18 protein-coding genes and 1 pseudogene are annotated in these 16379 nt (G+C 58.3%); 8 read left to right on the top strand and 11 right to left on the bottom strand.

Going from position 1 to position 16379, the window contains the following annotated elements; all coding sequences use genetic code 11:
• Nucleotides 1-72: 72 nt before the first annotated feature.
• Nucleotides 73-363: a hypothetical protein gene (locus tag HAP40_RS34535; RefSeq protein ID WP_166812868.1), complete on the bottom strand. Its 291-nt coding sequence runs from the start codon at nt 361-363 to the stop codon at nt 73-75.
• A 220-nt stretch (nt 364-583) separates the two neighbouring features.
• Nucleotides 584-715 carry a hypothetical protein gene (locus tag HAP40_RS37435; protein WP_370129168.1) on the bottom strand — a complete coding sequence of 44 codons (132 nt, stop codon included), beginning with the start codon at nt 713-715 and terminating at the stop codon, nt 584-586.
• Nucleotides 716-1207: 492 nt separating this feature from the next.
• On the opposite strand from HAP40_RS37435, the gene HAP40_RS34525 reads away from it, so the two are divergent.
• The 3 genes from HAP40_RS34525 to HAP40_RS34515 all read left to right on the top strand — a co-directional run bounded on the left by HAP40_RS34525 (nt 1208) and on the right by HAP40_RS34515 (nt 4916).
• Nucleotides 1208-1627: a CopG family transcriptional regulator gene (locus HAP40_RS34525; RefSeq protein WP_166812870.1), complete on the top strand. Its 420-nt coding sequence runs from the start codon at nt 1208-1210 to the stop codon at nt 1625-1627.
• 3 nt (nt 1628-1630) lie between these two features.
• The gene (locus tag HAP40_RS34520; protein WP_166812872.1) at nt 1631-2818 is read left to right on the top strand and encodes an alpha/beta hydrolase family esterase; all 1188 of its coding nucleotides are present in this window, start codon (nt 1631-1633) and stop codon (nt 2816-2818) included.
• A 688-nt stretch (nt 2819-3506) separates the two neighbouring features.
• Complete coding sequence (locus HAP40_RS34515; RefSeq protein ID WP_166812874.1) at nt 3507-4916, top strand: DUF2130 domain-containing protein; 1410 nt, start codon at nt 3507-3509, stop codon at nt 4914-4916.
• Nucleotides 4917-5121: 205 nt separating this feature from the next.
• Here the strand turns inward: HAP40_RS34515 and HAP40_RS34510 are convergent, their stop codons facing one another.
• Nucleotides 5122-5502, bottom strand: coding sequence for a hypothetical protein (locus HAP40_RS34510; RefSeq protein WP_036044824.1), 381 nt, complete (start codon nt 5500-5502; stop codon nt 5122-5124).
• 151 nt (nt 5503-5653) lie between these two features.
• Between HAP40_RS34510 and HAP40_RS34505 the strand changes: the two genes are divergently transcribed.
• The 3 genes from HAP40_RS34505 to HAP40_RS34495 are packed head-to-tail and all read left to right on the top strand — an operon-like array spanning nt 5654 to nt 8936.
• Nucleotides 5654-7147 (top strand): recombinase family protein, encoded by a 1494-nt coding sequence (locus tag HAP40_RS34505; RefSeq protein WP_166812876.1) that lies wholly within the window; start codon nt 5654-5656, stop codon nt 7145-7147.
• Nucleotides 7144-8025, top strand: coding sequence for a plasmid partitioning protein RepB C-terminal domain-containing protein (locus tag HAP40_RS34500; RefSeq protein ID WP_166812878.1), 882 nt, complete (start codon nt 7144-7146; stop codon nt 8023-8025). The genes HAP40_RS34505 and HAP40_RS34500 overlap by 4 nt, the downstream gene beginning before the upstream one ends.
• Nucleotides 8025-8936: a plasmid partitioning protein RepB C-terminal domain-containing protein gene (locus HAP40_RS34495; protein ID WP_166812880.1), complete on the top strand. Its 912-nt coding sequence runs from the start codon at nt 8025-8027 to the stop codon at nt 8934-8936. Before HAP40_RS34500 ends, HAP40_RS34495 begins: the two co-directional genes overlap by 1 nt.
• 335 nt (nt 8937-9271) lie before the next feature.
• On the opposite strand, the gene HAP40_RS34490 is transcribed toward HAP40_RS34495, so the two are convergent.
• The 6 genes and pseudogenes from HAP40_RS34490 to HAP40_RS34470 form a co-directional block, all read right to left on the bottom strand.
• Nucleotides 9272-9646, bottom strand: coding sequence for a hypothetical protein (locus HAP40_RS34490; RefSeq protein ID WP_166812882.1), 375 nt, complete (start codon nt 9644-9646; stop codon nt 9272-9274).
• A gap of 3 nt (nt 9647-9649) precedes the next feature.
• Complete coding sequence (locus HAP40_RS34485; RefSeq protein WP_246741223.1) at nt 9650-10123, bottom strand: hypothetical protein; 474 nt, start codon at nt 10121-10123, stop codon at nt 9650-9652.
• Nucleotides 10124-10126: 3 nt separating this feature from the next.
• Nucleotides 10127-10264: pseudogene (locus HAP40_RS37430) on the bottom strand (hypothetical protein); the annotation flags it as partial.
• A 41-nt stretch (nt 10265-10305) separates the two neighbouring features.
• Nucleotides 10306-10530 carry a helix-turn-helix transcriptional regulator gene (locus HAP40_RS34480; RefSeq protein ID WP_166812886.1) on the bottom strand — a complete coding sequence of 75 codons (225 nt, stop codon included), beginning with the start codon at nt 10528-10530 and terminating at the stop codon, nt 10306-10308.
• 101 nt (nt 10531-10631) lie between these two features.
• Nucleotides 10632-11321 carry a hypothetical protein gene (locus HAP40_RS34475; protein ID WP_166812888.1) on the bottom strand — a complete coding sequence of 230 codons (690 nt, stop codon included), beginning with the start codon at nt 11319-11321 and terminating at the stop codon, nt 10632-10634.
• 48 nt (nt 11322-11369) lie between these two features.
• Entirely contained in the window at nt 11370-12608 is a 1239-nt protein-coding gene (locus tag HAP40_RS34470; RefSeq protein WP_166812890.1) for a tyrosine-type recombinase/integrase, read from the bottom strand.
• Between the two features lie 514 nt (nt 12609-13122).
• On the opposite strand from HAP40_RS34470, the gene HAP40_RS34465 reads away from it, so the two are divergent.
• On the top strand, nt 13123-13737 hold the full coding sequence (locus tag HAP40_RS34465; RefSeq protein WP_166812892.1) for a hypothetical protein: 615 nt from the start codon (nt 13123-13125) through the stop codon (nt 13735-13737).
• Nucleotides 13738-13962: 225 nt separating this feature from the next.
• Here HAP40_RS34465 and HAP40_RS34460 read toward each other — a convergent pair whose 3' ends face one another.
• Entirely contained in the window at nt 13963-14274 is a 312-nt protein-coding gene (locus tag HAP40_RS34460) for an ArsR/SmtB family transcription factor (RefSeq protein ID WP_057746303.1), read from the bottom strand.
• Between the two features lie 94 nt (nt 14275-14368).
• Between HAP40_RS34460 and HAP40_RS34455 the strand changes: the two genes are divergently transcribed.
• Nucleotides 14369-15121, top strand: a complete 753-nt coding sequence (locus tag HAP40_RS34455; protein WP_166812894.1) for an SDR family NAD(P)-dependent oxidoreductase — start codon at nt 14369-14371, stop codon at nt 15119-15121.
• An 88-nt stretch (nt 15122-15209) separates the two neighbouring features.
• Here HAP40_RS34455 and HAP40_RS34450 read toward each other — a convergent pair whose 3' ends face one another.
• Nucleotides 15210-16247, bottom strand: coding sequence for a thermonuclease family protein (locus tag HAP40_RS34450; RefSeq protein ID WP_166812896.1), 1038 nt, complete (start codon nt 16245-16247; stop codon nt 15210-15212).
• Between the last annotated feature and the right edge of the window lie 132 nt (nt 16248-16379).

The raw sequence follows: 16379 nt of genomic DNA, 5'->3' as shown, positions 1-16379 counted from the left end.
CGGTGGGCTATTGTTCCTACACAAGGAGAGGTCGCGAACGCGTTCCACGGAGCTGACGTTGTTGGTGGATATCTAAATCAGCGTCGCTGGCCGCACGTTAATCTCCGCCAGCTGGCGGCGCTCGTCTTCCGATAGCTGCCAATCCTGGCACTGACAGCAAAGCTGACGGAAAACATCATGTAACTTGCTGCGACCGATCTTGACGACTTCAGTGTCGTCGAACTCGCGAGAGTTCAGGAAGATCGGCAAGTTAAAACTGGTCTGATGCCCTTCGATGTGAAACGTCAAACGAATGTCTTCACCTCGTTCGTTGCTTTCGATCATCTCAATGCGCGCGACCCTCACTGTGAAATTGCCTATCATCTCGCTTCCCTTATCGATTTCTGTCCCATGCGTCCAGATGTGCAGTGCTCGCCAAGGCCTGCACCTAAAGGTGACATCTCTCAGACCCGTTTGGAAAAATGACGAGCGTCCAGATCTGGTTCGGATCGCTGAGAGAGGTTCTGTCAGCTGTTGGATGGGCTTGCGTCGGTATGCTGCGCGTCCGACACGTCGGCAGGGCTGATCGAGATGTCCTGCACCGTCAAGCCCCCGAGCGGTTAGCCGGCACCTTGATAACGGTGGCAAAGCGACGGAATGCTGCGAACCAAAGGCTCTCGATCATCTCCTCGTCTGTGATGACTTCGTAGACGCCAGCCGGCAACTGTCGGTCCATGCCTCTTATTCTGAACGGATGATTGAAGTGATGACTTCGCGTCGGGAGCGGATCGTCATCCGCCGGAGCCTTTCGCGAACGCTCGCTCGCGCAAAGTTCTCTTAGTGGGAAACGGCGAGCCAATTTCGCGCGCTTTTTGCCGGACGGAAAACATGGATCGTTTCATCACCACCGCCGCTCGTGCGACGGAAGCATCCCCGCTGACGAGCTCTTGCAGGCGATCAAGTTTTTCAGCTGTCCAAGAGACAGATGTTACGCGTGCCATTCGTGCCGCCTTGATATGCGCTGCCGAGATCTGTCGCCAAAGGCTGTGGAGATCAGCACGTTAAACAGCGACATGTAATTTCGTTCCTCTGATTAAGACGCCTGACAGCGATTGGCAGGCGGTCTTGCCGAGGGACTATCTGTGTAGCACCCCTTAAATCGCACCCGAGAGGATCTAGCTAACATCCATCCGCCATCCAGTGGGATGGCAATAAATGGGTGTCAGCTATGGGCGACAATGTGCACGAGTTCCGACCCAAGGTCCCCGATACCGAGAAGATCACGATCAACCTTGGCTATGTCGACCTGGGACATGTCGATCTCATGGTGCAGGAAGGGTTCTATTCAAACCGGTCCGATTTCATCCGGACAGCAATCCGGAACCAGCTCGAACGCCATGCAGATGTCGTCAGGCAATCTACGGCTCGGAAGAGCCTGGACCTAGGCTTGCGCAACTACACCCGCGAGGATCTCGAAGCAACGCGGCGCGCCGGCGAGATGGTGCAGATCAATGTGCTTGGCTTGGCCACCATCGCCCAGGACGTCACTCCCGAGTTGGCTCGCGCCACCATCGCGTCTGTCTCTGTACTGGGGGCGCTTCACGCAACACCCGCGGTCAAGGCCGCTCTCGCCGACCGAATGAGGTGAACGATGCTGAGTCAAGACATAGTCCGGGAAGCAACCCGGCTCACGCGTGCCGGCCGACTGGCCGAGGCTACCATGCTCCTGCAGCGCATGCTTCGGGACGGTAGCGCGCCAACACCGGAGTCTCGCCACGCCCCTCAAGCTCGACATCCGCGGCTCGATCCGCTTACGATTGAGGCCACGGCGGACGTCGTCGAAGAGCCGGAAGCTTCGCAGATCTCGCCGAGCTCTGCTCAAGGACGTAGACGCTCGTCGCCGCTTGACGTCATGCAGGATTTTTCCGGGCTCGGGCTGCGAGGTCCGATCGGACGCACGCCGCCATCCACGCCGGACATCGCGCCCGAGGGCACACGGTTTATCGCCGGTACCTTCAGTAACGCCGCGGGAAGCCGGACGTACAAGCTGTTCATCCCAAGCCGCTGTCACGGACGATGGCTGCCGCTGATCGTCATGCTTCATGGCTGCACCCAATCGCCGGACGATTTCGCGACCGGTACCCGGATGAACTTCCTGGCGGAAGAGCAGAATTGCTTCGTTGTGTATCCCGAGCAGCCGAGTGGCGCCAACCAGTCGAAGTGCTGGAACTGGTTTCGCACCGGCGACCAGCGCCGCGGCGGGGGCGAGCCTTCGATGATCGCCGGCATTACCCGCCAGATCATGCGCGACCATGCGATCGATCCGAAACGCGTATACGTCGCGGGTCTCTCGGCCGGTGGGGCCGCCGCCGCCATCATGGGCGCAACATATGGCGACCTTTACGCGGCCGTCGGTATTCATTCAGGCCTCGCGTGCGGAGCCGCGAGTGATCTTCCCTCCGCGTTCGTCGCGATGCGGCAGGGTGGGGGCTCCAGGGCAATTCCGAATGGCAAAAATTCGGTGCCGACCATCGTTTTCCATGGAAATCGCGACACGACGGTGCATCCCAAGAATGGCGATCAGATTATCGAGCAGTCCGCCAGGGCAATGAGACCGACGACGAAGGTACTTCGCGGACGCGTACCCGACGGCCATGCCTATACCCGAGCGGTCCTTACCGACGGGGCAGGTCGGGTGATCTCCGAACACTGGACCATCGATGGCGGCGGACATGCGTGGTCAGGCGGCAGTCCCGCCGGCTCCTACACCGATCCTCATGGGCCGGATGCGACGAGAGAAATGCTGCGCTTCTTCCTTGAGCACTCGCTCGGTGGATAGTGTCCTTCACCGGCGCTCGGGCTGTCCTGGAGCACGTTGTCGAGGAAGAATTTTGGCATCGGGCTGAGGAGTAACTGCAATCTGATGCGCAGGCGGCATATCCACCATCTGCGTCCCGGGACCCAGGACCTGATACGGAGCCCGCTTCGCGAATGTCCGCAGTTCGTCCATAGCTTGCGTTGGTGCGGTGTCACTGCATGTCGGCTCCGAGTGCCACGGGAACTTGCAGCTGGGGCTGCGTGAAGTCGCTTTTGCGCCGCCATCAGGCTCACTGCTGACACCCCGACCCTGCGCAAAGGAGCGGGTCCGGCCCATTGCATTGGATGTCCGCCTCGGTCCTCTAAGCGGCTAGCTAACCGCTTCCGCTAGCACGAGTTTCTATTCTAGTGCTTGCGTCGTGGGCGCAGTGGAGAAGGTTCGACCCCGGTTTCTCTCCCTCCACCAAAGTGCACCATACGCGTGCACGTCCATGCCCGCTTGTCGGTTTCGATCCCCAGCGACTTGAGCCGTTGCTTCGGGCTCGAAAAGGCGGGGATTGCCAACGCAAAATGCGCATAGCCGCTGCTTCTGGCTTGACCCCCTAAATGGATTCGTTCTAATTTTGTTCTCACGGGGCGGAGGCCGATTCCGCCGGTCCGTAGCCAATTTTTTAATGACAACAGCAGCTGCCCCGACTCGGACAGGGAAAATGCACGAGATCATCTGTCCCCACTGTGACAAGGCCTTCAAAGTCGACGAATCCGGCTATGCCGAGATACTGAAGCAGGTCCGTGACGCCGATTTCGCAAACCAACTGCACGAACGGCTGGAATTGGCCGAGCGCGACAAGCAAAGTGCGGTGGAACTGGCCAAGGCGCAGGTCAGCAGCGATCTGCAGAAGACCGCGGCCGCCAAGGATGCCGAAATCCAGGAGTTGAAGTCCAAACTTGAGGCGACTGAGGTTATCCAGAAGCTCGCCGTCACCGAAGCCCTTAGTGCAGTAGAAAAAGAGCGTGACACGCTCGCGACTGCTCTGGCCCAAGCGGAGCGCGAGAAGAAGGCTGCCTCGGAGCTTGCAGAGGCGCTTTTGGCCAGCGAGCTGCATAAAATCTCCGCCGCCAAAGACGAAGAAATCCAGGAGCTGAAAGGCAAGCTCCAGGGTGTCGAGCTTGAGAGAAAGCTTGCGGTGACCGAAGCGGTGGGCGCGCTTGAGAAAGAGCGCGATGAGCTGAAAAACGGCATCAAGCAGGTCCAGCTTGAAAAGCAGCTCTGCGAGCAGTCGCTCAAGGACAAGTACGAAACGCAGATCAAGGATCGTGATGACGCGATCGAGCGCCTTAAGGATATGAAGGCACGCCTCTCGACCAAGATGGTCGGCGAGACCCTCGAACAGCACTGTGAGACCGAATTCAACCGGGTGCGCTCGATGGCCTTTCCGCGGGCCTATTTCGAGAAAGACAACGACGCGCGGACCGGCAGCAAGGGCGATTACATCTTCCGGGACTCGGACGAGGCTGGCACCGAGATCGTCTCGATCATGTTCGAGATGAAGAACGAGAGCGATAGAACCGCGACGAAGAGCAAGAACGAGGACTTCCTCAAGGAACTTGACCGGGATCGCACCGAGAAGGGTTGCGAATATGCCATCCTGGTCTCACTGCTCGAACCCGACAGCGAGCTCTACAACACCGGCATCGTCGATGTCTTCCACCGTTATCCGAAAATGTATGTCATCCGGCCGCAGTTCTTCCTGCCGATGATTACGCTTCTGCGGAATGCGGCCATTAACTCGCTCAAGTACAAGACCGAGCTCGCGCTCGTGAGGACTCAGAACATCGACATCACGCAGTTTGAGAGCCAGCTCGAAACGTTCAAGACTGCATTCTCGAAGAACTACGATCTTGCTTCTAGACACTTCCAGACGGCGATCGCTGAGATCGATAAGTCCATCGATCACCTGCAGAAGACCAAGGATGCGTTGATAGGCGCCGATCGGAACCTCCGCCTTGCGAATGACAAGGCGCAGGACGTGACGATCAAAAAGCTGACCCGGGGCAATCCGACGATGGCGGCGAAATTTGCCGAGCTTAAGAGCCCGCCTGCTGAAGCCGCCGAGTGAGACAGCCAAAGTAGTGCCTCGGTGCGCGTGAACTCGTGTAATCGCATTCACGAGTTTCAAGGTTTAACGCCCGAAGAACCAAGTCCGGCTAGCGAACTTCGTCGGCTGTGGAGATCGGTCTGTTTGGGAATATTCTGCAGTATCGCATGATCCTCTGTAGCAGTATCGCTTTCCTGGCTTAATAGGGACAGAGTGACTTGACCAACTAGCCTTGGAGTTCACCGATAAGGTTGAGCATCTTGATCAGCGTCTGTTTGGAATCACCGAGCTTTTTCGCGAGAATCAAGTCACTCCTGCCGGACATGCGCAATACCGCTTCCAGGACTTCATCGGAGATGCGTACAAGATCAACCAGGTGTCGACCCGTTGGTCCATTCTTGGCCGAGAACCAGTTCTTTACAGCGCGCTCGTTGGCTTTTGTCAGGGCAACGACGGTCTTGATGGCAGCGTGGGTCTCACCAAACTCCTTGTGGAGAGCCTCTGCAATCTCGCGTGCGAACTCGGCGCTTCCGAGGTCTGTCGCTCCATCAGGATGAGAGTTTCCTGAAATGGACTGAATCTTTCGGTCCTTTTTCGGAAGCGACATTCCAGCTCTCCCTTGGGTACGCTGAACTATCGCGAGGCTCGACCTGAATTCAGGTTGATCAATGACCGAGTAGCTTTCCGTGCGACACGCAAGACAAGCAACTGCCGAAGAGCCAGCGAAAGGCGCGGCACAGGCGGCGCAATATGTGCGCATGTCCACTGACCACCAGAAATATTCGACAGAGAACCAGAAAGATGCGATCGCAGCCTACGCGGCGCGGCATAACCTCACGATTGTCCGCACCTATGCTGACGAGGGGCGCAGCGGACTGCGCATGGAGGGCCGTGATGCCCTTAAACAACTCATCGACGACGTTCGAAACCGCCGGACTGACTTCAGCGTCGTGCTGGTCTATGACGTGAGCCGCTGGGGCCGGTTTCCGGACGCCGATGAGAGTGCCTACTACGAATACACCTGCAAGGAAGCAGGCATCCGGGTCCAATATTGCGCCGAGCAGTTCGAAAACGACGGCAGCCTGTCATCTACCATTATAAAGAGCATGAAGCGGGCGATGGCCGGCGAGTATAGCCGGGAACTATCCGCAAAGGTCTTTGCCGGGCAGTGCCGGCTGATCGCTCTCGGCTTCCGGCAGGGCGGCACGCCCGGATATGGTCTCAGGCGTCAACTGATCGACGAAGATCGGACGCCGAAGGCCGATCTTGGTCGCGGCGAGTACAAGAGCCTGCAAACCGACCGGGTCATCCTGAAGCCGGGACCGCCGCACGAGGTCGAGCTGGTGCGGCGCATCTACAGATGCTTCGTCCTCCAGCTCAAATCGGAAGCCGAGATTGCCGCCATGTTAAACCTTGAGGGCATTCCGAACGAATTTGGTCGGCCGTGGACCCGCGGGACAATCCATCAGATCCTCACCAACGAAAAGTATGTCGGCAACAACGTCTACAATCGCGTTTCCTTCAAACTGAAGCAGACGCGTGTGATCAATCCGCCGGATATGTGGATACGCGCTGATCACGCGTTCAACGCCGTCATCGACAGCGACTTCTTCCTTGCCGCCAGGCGCATCATTGAGGAACGCAGCAAGCGGCTCACGGACGCCGAAATGCTTGAGCGGCTAACAACCCTTCTGAAGCAGAAGGGACACCTTTCCGGGCTGGTCATCGACGAAATGGATGAGATGCCCTCAAGCTCTGTATATCGAACTAGATTTGGCAGCCTTATCCGGGCGTACCAACTCGTCGGATACGATCCGGGGCGCGACTACCAGTATATCGAAACCAACCGCGCACTCCGGACGATGTTTCCGGAATTGCTTGATAAAGTGAGGGCGGGGATACGCGAAGCGGGAGGAACGGTCGAGTTTGACAAGCTAACTGACATTTTGAGGATCAACGGCGAGTTTACCGCCTCGATCATCATTGCCCGCTGCCTGCACACGCCGGCCGGCTTTCTTCGCTGGAAGCTCAGACTCGACACCGGCCTGCGCCCCGATATCACGATCGCGATCCGCATGGCTGCAGAGAACAAGGAGATACTCGACTACTATCTCCTACCCAGCATCGACATGTCGACCGACCTACTGAGACTCGCGGAAGAGAATGGCATCTACCTGGATGCCTATCGCTTCGACGATCTCGACGCATTCTTTGGACTGAGCGCGCGCAAGGGACTGGGAGTTGCCGCATGAACGACGAAACGGCTCCGGAAATTGTCAAGGTTCCTGTAACGGACATCAGGGTCATCAACCCCCGGTCACGCAACAAGCGGATCTTCAACGAACTTGTAACAAGCATCGCCCATCTTGGCCTCAAGAAGCCGATTACGGTTAGCCGCCGCAATGGCCACGGATTTGATCTCGTCTGTGGTCAGGGCCGGCTGGAAGCCTTCATAGCGCTTGGTCAGGCGGAGATCCCCGCGATTGTTATTGAAGCCTCCGAAGAGGATTGCTTCGTGATGAGCCTCGTCGAGAACCTCGCGCGGCGGCATCACTCTCCCCTGGAACTGGTCGCCGAGATCGGCAGCCTCAAGAAGCGAGGCTATTCGATTGGGCAGATCGCGGCGAAAATCGACTTCAGCACCGAGTATGTCTATGCAATCTGCTCGCTCCTCGAGAACGGAGAGCAACGGCTATTGACCGCGGTCGAAAGGGGGCTCATTCCGCACAGCATTGCCATGGAAATTGCGAAGGCCAAGGACGGTGATGTCCAGAAGGCGCTTGCGGAAGCCTATGAAGGCAATGCGATTCCCGGCAATCAGGTCCTCGCAATCCGCAAGATTATTGAACAACGTAATCTGCTGGGCAAGGCAAAGACGCCGACAGGGCCGCGGCGACAGGCAAAGCGCGTAACATCCGGCGCCCTTGTGCGCGCCTACAAGAAAGAGGCTGATCGGCAGAAACTACTTGTGAAAAAGGCTGGCCTCGCCCAAAGCCGCCTGCTCTTCACCGTTAACGCCCTGCGGATGCTGATGGCAGAGGTCTCGTTCGTCAAACTGCTGCAGGCGGAGGAGTTGCATACGCTACCGAGGCCCATTGCCGAGCGACTCCACGGCGCGGGAGGACAGTAATGAACACGGCCGCTGTCCGGATAGCTTTCGAGCAAAATATCATTGTCGTTCCCTTTGATTCGATCCTGCCGCTCAAACAAATATCCGACGAGACGAAAAGGCTGGTCCGGTACAAGCGCGTGGCCCAGTCGATTGCCGAAGTCGGATTGATCGAGCCGCTGGTCCTGTCGAAGCACCCTGACGAGAACGGGAAATATCTCCTGCTCGATGGTCACTGGCGCCGCGCAGCACTGCTGGATCGCGACGAAACCAGCGCGCGCTGCATTCTGTCGCATGACGATGAGACCTTCACCTATAACAAGCGCATCAATCACCTCGCGACGATCCAGGAATACTTCATGATCGTGCGGGCGCTTGCGCGAGGCGTTTCGGAAGAGAAGCTGGCGAAGGCCCTCGACGTCAACATTGGCCACATCAAACGGCGGCGGGCCATGCTGGATGGCATAGGCCCAGAAGTCATCGAGATGCTGAAGGACAAGATGGTCAGCACGGTGACGTTCGATGTAATGCGAAAGATGGGTCCAATGCGCCAGGTCGAAGTCGCGGAATTAATGTTGTCGGCCTCAAACTTCACCGTCGGCTATGCGCGGGCGCTTCTCGCGGCGACGAAGCAGGCTGATCTGGCGAAGCCCGAGAGGGCAAAACGGATAGATGGCATGACGCCTGAGCAACTGGCACGCATGGAACGCGAAATGAGTACGCTTCAGCAGGACTTCAAGGCTGTCGAAGCATCCTATGGCGCGGATGTGCTGCATCTGGTGATTGTCTCGGGTTACATATCGAAATTGATCGCCAACCGGAAAGTCGAGCGCTACCTTGATCAAAATCACCCAGAGATACTCGAAGAGTTCAAGGCGATCGTTTCGGTCACGTCCCTCGATCACACCGTGCCCGAGTCCACCGCGCGGTAGTGGCGGGCGAAATGCGTTCGGCAATGGCCGCGTACTTAGGGGTACGGGAGACTAATCAGGGTTCGCTGTCTCCAACCTGTCAACTTGTCAACCGTGTCAACCCAGTTTCGGGACTTTGCCGCTGGAGAGTTCTTGGGGCGCGCTTGAGCCGTGTGGGGGTGGGGCCAAGAGGGACCCGTCGTGGTAGGCGGTGCTTTCGAGGGTGCCGAAGCAAAAAGGTCATTTAGGATGCGATGCATGATGCGGCGTGAGGATTGTTGGGTGGAAAGGCATCGCGCCGTGCGGTAACGGTGCGGCTGCGCGAGGCGCTTACCCCGCGCAGCAAGCCAGAACAATTAGATTGGTACAGGCCCGTCCCACAGTTTTCCGAGCCAGACGTCGTCCCCGGCCACGGAAATCTCAACGCATCGGTACACAGCCATCGCAAGAATGATCTCGCGTGGAATGAAGATGCGCTCGGCGCAGAAAATCCGAGAGCGCAACTGAGCAATCGCGATTGCGCCCGTGTCGAATTTGCCGCTCTTCGACAATCGGTCCAGCCATAGTAACGCAGTGCGGCAATACATCTCGCGAATTGAAGGTGTGGCTAGTCCGCCGGTTCCGCTGCTATTTGCCGGTTTTGGGAAGGCGTAGGTTTCAGCATTCAGCCGCGGATGATAGAAACGGACCGCTTCAAGCGCTTTCGACAATATCTCGTCGAATTCCGTCATTCGCTAGCTCCCCTGATTTTTCGCAACGCTCAACCGAGCGGCGTTTATGTCGAGGGGTGTCAGGGATCCGCTCTTTGCCTTCCTGCAAAGTTGTTCGACGGCGGTTGCATCAATCCTGTCCAGCTCTTCGAACACCCCGACCATGTCAGGTCCGTAATCGCTAACAATCTGCGCCTCGTATTTGCCGCGATCCTTGAAACGTTCCCCAAGACCTTCCCCGCCGAGCCCGATTAAGAAGGTTTTAGGTTGGTTAGATAAGTAGGTTCGGCCGACACTGGCGTCCCTACGCGAAGGACTTGGTTGTCGCTCAGTCGGGACATTCCTGTCTACCTTTCGTCCTGCCAACGCAGGTACAGGCTTGCGTCCCGGCGGCCAGCGCAAGCGATATCGGTTCGAACAATTCGCCTTTCGCTCAACTTCCAGCCACCCCGTTTCTTCGAGCTGATCAACCGCCCTATGGACCGATTTCGTGGTCATGCAGATCTTATTGGCCAAGCTCGCAAGGGACGGCCAAGCGAACCCCACGGTCCGGTTTTGGTGATCAGCGATGAGATAGGCTACTCGGAATGTTGTTGGTCTGATCTCGCACTCATGGCTGAGGGCGTTGATCCACTGCATTTTGTTACGCCTAAAAGCCCTTTCGTCCATGGGCATCGGTCTCACTTGCCGAAACCAGCGTCCGATGTCGACCGGCGCCGGCGAGACCCCATCCAGACATCGAGATCCGCCGATGCATACCTAACTGAACGGCCCACCTTAATCGCAGGGGGACCGTCCCCAGAAACAAAGAGCTTCGCGAGTGTGCTCTCGCCAAGCCGCAAATAGGCTGCGGCTTCCCTCCTGGTCAGCCAATTTGATCGTTCGTTCGAAGCGTTGATAGTCATTTGGTTCCCCGTTTTGGATGCCAATTCATTATCGGCACGCCAGTCCTACACGGGGAAAGCTGAGAGCTGTTCAGACAACGATGGACATGTCTCGCTTTGTCTTATTGTCCGAGCATGTTGAATTCTTTGTAATGGCGTTGAAGGCCCTTTCGGATCGAACTGTAGGCAGAGTTGAGCTGCCGCGTCCTCTTCAAATATTCGATCAGAAGGTTGAAGACCTTGTCGAACCCGAGCGGCTCGGGGCTGTGGAGATACTTTCCGCCTTCGATTTCCTTCAGGAACTTGGGGTATTTCTTGTCCAACGGTGGACTTGCCTTCGCTCGGACTGCCCCTGTCGGAAATGCCCGCCGCAGGTCACTTTCAAGAAAGACGATTTGGTCGATCACCCTGTGGAACCCAAGTTCGTTTTCCTTCATGCCGGCCACGAGTTTGGAGGCCCGCTGGCTCAGGTTTTTAAGTATTTCTGCACGGTAGGCGTTGAGCGAGCAAACAATGAACTCGGGAATGTAATCCACCTTTTTCTCGATGCGCCGGCCCTCGCTATCAGCGGGGAGAAACTCGAACTCCGTCCACGTCCAACGTTCGATGAGCTGCACAGGCCCTGCATCCAGAGAGCCATATCCCTGAAGTGTTCCGTCGAGCAGAGCTGCTTCAAGCCGATCCGCGCTTTCTAGTGTTGATGACCATCCATCGCTCTTCGACCCATCCATATGCCTAAATTCAATCCACCAAAGGGCCTCGTCCAATTGGGCGAAAGGGGGTTGGACCAGGTGAAAATCGGATTCATCCATCTCAGTGAACTCGCTCGCTTCGTTATCTCGGGTTACGCCGATAGGGCATCAATCGCCCATGGCTTCCGCCAGTGCTTTTGCGATGTGGTCGGATGCTCGACGCAATGGATCATTGTCCAGATGCGCATACCGGGCGGTAGTAGCGGGCTGAGAATGTCCAAGCAACTTGCCGATAATGGGCAGCCCAAAGCCCGCGCCCGCCCCATAGCTGGCGTGCGTATGCCTTAGGTCATGAATTCTCACCCCCGCCAAACCCGATCGCGTGCTCACGAGCTTCCATGGCTTGTTGAGATCATGGCGCGGTTGGCCGGGAATATCGCTGGCAATCACGTAGTCATCAACCCGCGGAAGCTTTTCAAGAAGAGCGACGGCCGGAGCGTTGAGAATGATCGCCTTCTGCCCCGTCTTGCTATCCGGCAACAGGAGCAGTCCGCGCTGGAGGTCGACATACTCCCACTTGAGTTCAAGAATTTCCCGAAGCCGAGCGCCGGTGAGGATCAAAAGCCGCAGGGCGGCGGCGACATGCGGCCCGATTTTCGTGCGACCGTTTTTCGGGATGTGCTTCGCGTTGGGCTGGTCTTTGTCCACAGCCCACGGAATGCCCACCGTTTCAGCCTCGCGAATGGCGTCCCCGAGGCGGCCGAGTTCCGCTGAGCTCAGGAACCGTTCGCGGCGCTGCTCGCGGAAGGCTTGGACGTGACTGGCGGGGTTGTGCCCCTTGGCGACGAGGCCGCAGACGGCAGCGTACCGAAAGACGGATCCGACGAACTCGACGACCCGATTCGCAGTCATCGGCGTCTCCTTGCCGATCTTCCGGTGCATCTTCGAAACGTCGGCGCTGTCGATCGCATCGAGCTTGCGGGTGCCGAGGAGGGGAGCGGCGTGCTTACGGAGATAGATGCGGTAGTTCATGACCGTGCGCGGCTTGAGCTTTGTCTCGGCCTCCTCGCTGAGATAGCGTTCACCGAAGTCGGCGAATGTTGGCATGGCGCGCTCGGTCGAGCGCTTGCGGGCGGGATCCTGTCCGAGGGCCACAGCGGCAAGCGTCGATTTCGCCGTAGCGCGCGCCTGGTCCGGCGTCATGCTTGTGGTGGATCCGAGCACCATCCGCGTCTTGCCGACGCTCCGTCCGCCGGCGCCACTGCGGTACTCGACGCACCATCTCTGGATGCCGGAGGGAAGGACCTTGAGGCAAAAACCGGTCAGTTCGCTGTCGTAAAAGATGGTCGGCTTGTCGACCGGTTCTATTGCGTCAATCGTTCTCCGCGTCAGCTTCAGTACCGGCACCAGGACCTCCAGAATCGCCACCGAGTCGCCACCGTGACGGGAATGGCAGGATATCTCGGGAAATTGCGAGACCGGAGTTCACTAGTATTTCGAGTGGCTTAGGTAAAGCTGGAAGTCTTGGGATAAGTCCAGAAAACTGTGAAATTCATACTCATAACCTGAAGGTCATAGGTTCAAATCCTATCCCCGCAACCAAGGATGCAATAAGCCCTTGAAATCATTTTGATTTCAAGGGCTTTTTGTATTCTAATACCACTGAACCCGCAACCAGCAGAGACGACGAATGGACGACACCGAAAGTCGTTCCGTTGCCTCGATTGCGTTCGACCATACCTCTCAAGAGAACTTTTCCGGAGTTGCCGGCTGACGTGCAGCGGTCGCTCCGCGAGTTTGTTCGCGCGCTTGCACGCACCGATGCAATCGCAGATTACAAGAACAAACTAAAGCGCCAATCGCGCCGTCGAAAACGCTTCGTTGGCGAGCGCTGACCTTCACGTTGATAGGATGCTTCAATATGCGCATCGAGGCCGCAATCGTCATTTCAGCGCAGATACTGGCCACGGTTGCGAATGCTCAGACCCTATCCGAGAAAGCCGTATCAATGCTCAATGAGGTTTGCATTGCCCCGTCCTCTTCGGAGGGGAAGGTGGCCGCTGCTGAAAGGCATGCGGCCAAGGAAAATTGGAAACTGGTCCGATCGGAAGCCGCTCCGATGCCTTTCATGCACAATGAAAACGGTGTGAAAAACTCTTTCGTCACTGCTTGGGATTTCAATTTGCCTGGGGGGTCGCGAGCTCACTTGTATATTTCGGTTTTGCGTCCCGAGCCGTCCGACTTCAGATATACAGTCTGCCTCATTCAGCCGGACATCGACCTGGATAGTGACGACTTGGCTCGATCCATCGATCGTCAGTTCGGATCAGCCGTAGCAGAGGACATGTCCGGAAGATTTACGGATCAAAAGAGCTGGTTTTTTGCTGCCGAGAAGTCGAAAGGCAATTGTGGCAAGCAAATCTACTTCTCGCTGAACCGGTCGAGCAATCGCGGCAAGCCGAAAACTCTGATCTTCACCGACTTCGTGTACCCCAACGACAGTCCTATCGCGAAGTCAACTTGGTGCCCGAGGTAACGGTGATGGTTTCGATCGAAGGGAACGCTTAGGCCACAAATCGAAGTGCTGGCGGTCTCAGGGGGCGGCTGTTGCGCATCCCCGCAACCAAATTCGGATCGACCGGATCCGATACGAAAATGGCCCGCATCATGCGGGCCATTTTTGTTTTGGGGACACTGCTCGGGGCGGGAGCGTCCGCCTGACCTTGTCACCCGCAAAATCTGCGCGGCGTGAGCGAATGCCTCAGTCCGGAAAGCTCAGGATCATTTTGAGCAGTTTTGGAAATCGCGCATTGATGTCCTCCTCGCGCAGGACATTGCGGTGCTGGACACCTTGCTTCGACGTCCGGACCAGGCCGGCCTCCCGCAGAATGCGAAAATGGTTCGACAGGGTCGACTTCGCCATATCAGGGCAAGGCGCCGCCTCGGTGCACGACATGCAGTCCTTCTGCGCTGCCAGACTCTTGACGATGCGCAGGCGCATGGGATCCGCGAGGGCGCCGAGCACCCCAGCCAGCGTAATCTCCTCCCGCGCCGGGTGAACGAACTGTGCCATGCCCAAAATGTAGCATGTCCCTTGAATTCGTCCAATAGTTCACTAGTATTGAACTATCGAATATCGGCCCCTGCCGGAAAAACGGAGACAGGCGATGACTAGGAGACTCGAAGGAAAAGTTGCGCTCGTGACCGGCGCATCCAAAGGCATCGGTGCCGAAATCTCCGCTCGGCTCGCGGCCGAGGGTGCGGCGGTCGCCGTGAACTACAGTGCAAGCAAGGAGGCCGCCGACCGCGTGGCTGCCGCCATCATCGCCAAGGGTGGCAAGGCCGTCGCAGTCCGCGGCAACCTCGCCGATGCCAAGGACGTGAAAGGCGTGGTCGCGGAGACCGTGAAGGCGTTCGGTGCGATCGACATCCTGGTCAACAACGCGGGCATCTACGAGTTCGCGCCGCTCGAGACCATCACGCCTGAGCATTTCCACAAGCACTTCGACCTCAATGTGCTCGGCCTTCTCCTGATCTCGGGGGAGGCGGTGCGACACTTCAACGCCAAAGGCGGGAGCATCATCAACATCAGCTCCGGCGTATCGACCATCGCGCCGGCGAACACCGCCGTCTACACTGCGACGAAAGCATCGGTGGATGCGATCTCCGCCGTGCTGTCGAAGGAGCTGGCGCCGCGCAAGATCCGCGTCAACGCCGTCAATCCCGGCATGATCGCCACCGAAGGGGTAGTGTCCGCCGGCCTGCACGAGGGCGACATGCGCAACTGGATCGAATCCACGACCCCGCTTGGCCGGATCGGCAAGGTTGAGGAGATCGCTGCCGCGGTGGCCTTCTTCGCGTCGGACGAGGCGTCCTACATCACGGGCGAGACGCTTCACGTTACCGGAGGCCTGCGCTGACGAGGGCCCGCTCGGGCAGAACTCAGCGCGACGATGAGGCAATGGCCCGCCTTGCGCGGGCCATTGTTGCTTGGCGACTCGCGAGCTCTCAGAACTCCTTAATCACCTTCCCGTCCGCCCCAACCAGCGTTGACGGCGCTTCGCCGAACACTAGCCCCTCCGGCTGAAACCTGATCGTCTTCCCGCCTTCCACGAAATCCGCGAAATTCCGCGGCGTCGCCGAGTGCACGCCGTTGGCGAGAAAGTCGTCGATCTCGTAGCAGGTGTCGGGCTTGCCGCCGGAGCCTTCGCCCAAGAATTTCTGGAACGTCTGGCTCGTGATCCTGGCCTTCTTGCGCGCCGACCAGTTGGAGTAGCGGCGGTAGAGCTTTGGCAGGATCACCGGCCCCTTGTCGGTCGCGAGCACGGCGGTCTCGCCGGCCTTGGGCTCGCGCAGGCCGAAGTCGAAGGCGGGAATCGTCTTGGCGAGATGCTTCCAGACCGGCAACTTCCTGGTGCGCGCCGTCTTGGCGAGCGCGAGAAAGGTCCTGATCTCGTCCTCGTTCATCGACGAGTAGAACGTCGGATAGGCAAAGCCCCGTTCGACCAGCCAGTTGTTGATGTCGATGGTCTCGTCGCCGACCGTCAGCTCGATGTCGCCGACCAGCCGTCCATAGGTGTCGAACACCTCGTTCGGCGCGTCGACATGGGTGAAGACGCGGCAGGGAATCGTCGCTTCGCCGCTGCCAGCGAGGAAATCATGCAGCGCCTTGGTGGAGGTCGCGCCGAGGAATTGCCGGTAGGAATGCGTGACCTCGCGATAGGCCTGCCTCTTGGCATCCGGGAGACCCTTCTTCTCCGCCGCCGACAGCGGCGAGGGCTGGTAGTGCAGCTCGGGCGCGTCGATGCCCTGGAGGCGGACGGTGAGCTTGCCGTTCTTGATCGGCGCCGTCGCGGTGCGACCCTTGACCTGGGCGTCGTCGAAGACGTGGGTCGGCCGGAACGGCGCCGAGTCGTTCTCGCGGAAGCGGATCGCGTCCGGCGCGACATTCACCACTACCTTGGTGGTGTCGGCATCCGACCGTCCCTCCGGCCAGAACTGGCCGACGTCAGCGGTGCCTTCGACCTCCAGCAGTCCAACGGGCATCGGCCGCTCCTGTCCAACGGACGCGACGGTCGCTGACCGGGAAGGCGACTCGCGTACACGATGTGGAGCAACGGATCATCTTCGTGCGACAGACCCATGACGGCAGGCGGGACAGGCCGCGGCGACGGCTCG

The organism is Bradyrhizobium sp. 1(2017) (genome assembly GCF_011602485.2).
In the GTDB taxonomy this organism is placed as follows: Bacteria; Pseudomonadota; Alphaproteobacteria; order Rhizobiales; family Xanthobacteraceae; genus Bradyrhizobium.
The sequence above is the reverse complement of the archived record's forward strand: the minus strand, read 5'-3'. Positions and strand labels throughout refer to the sequence as shown.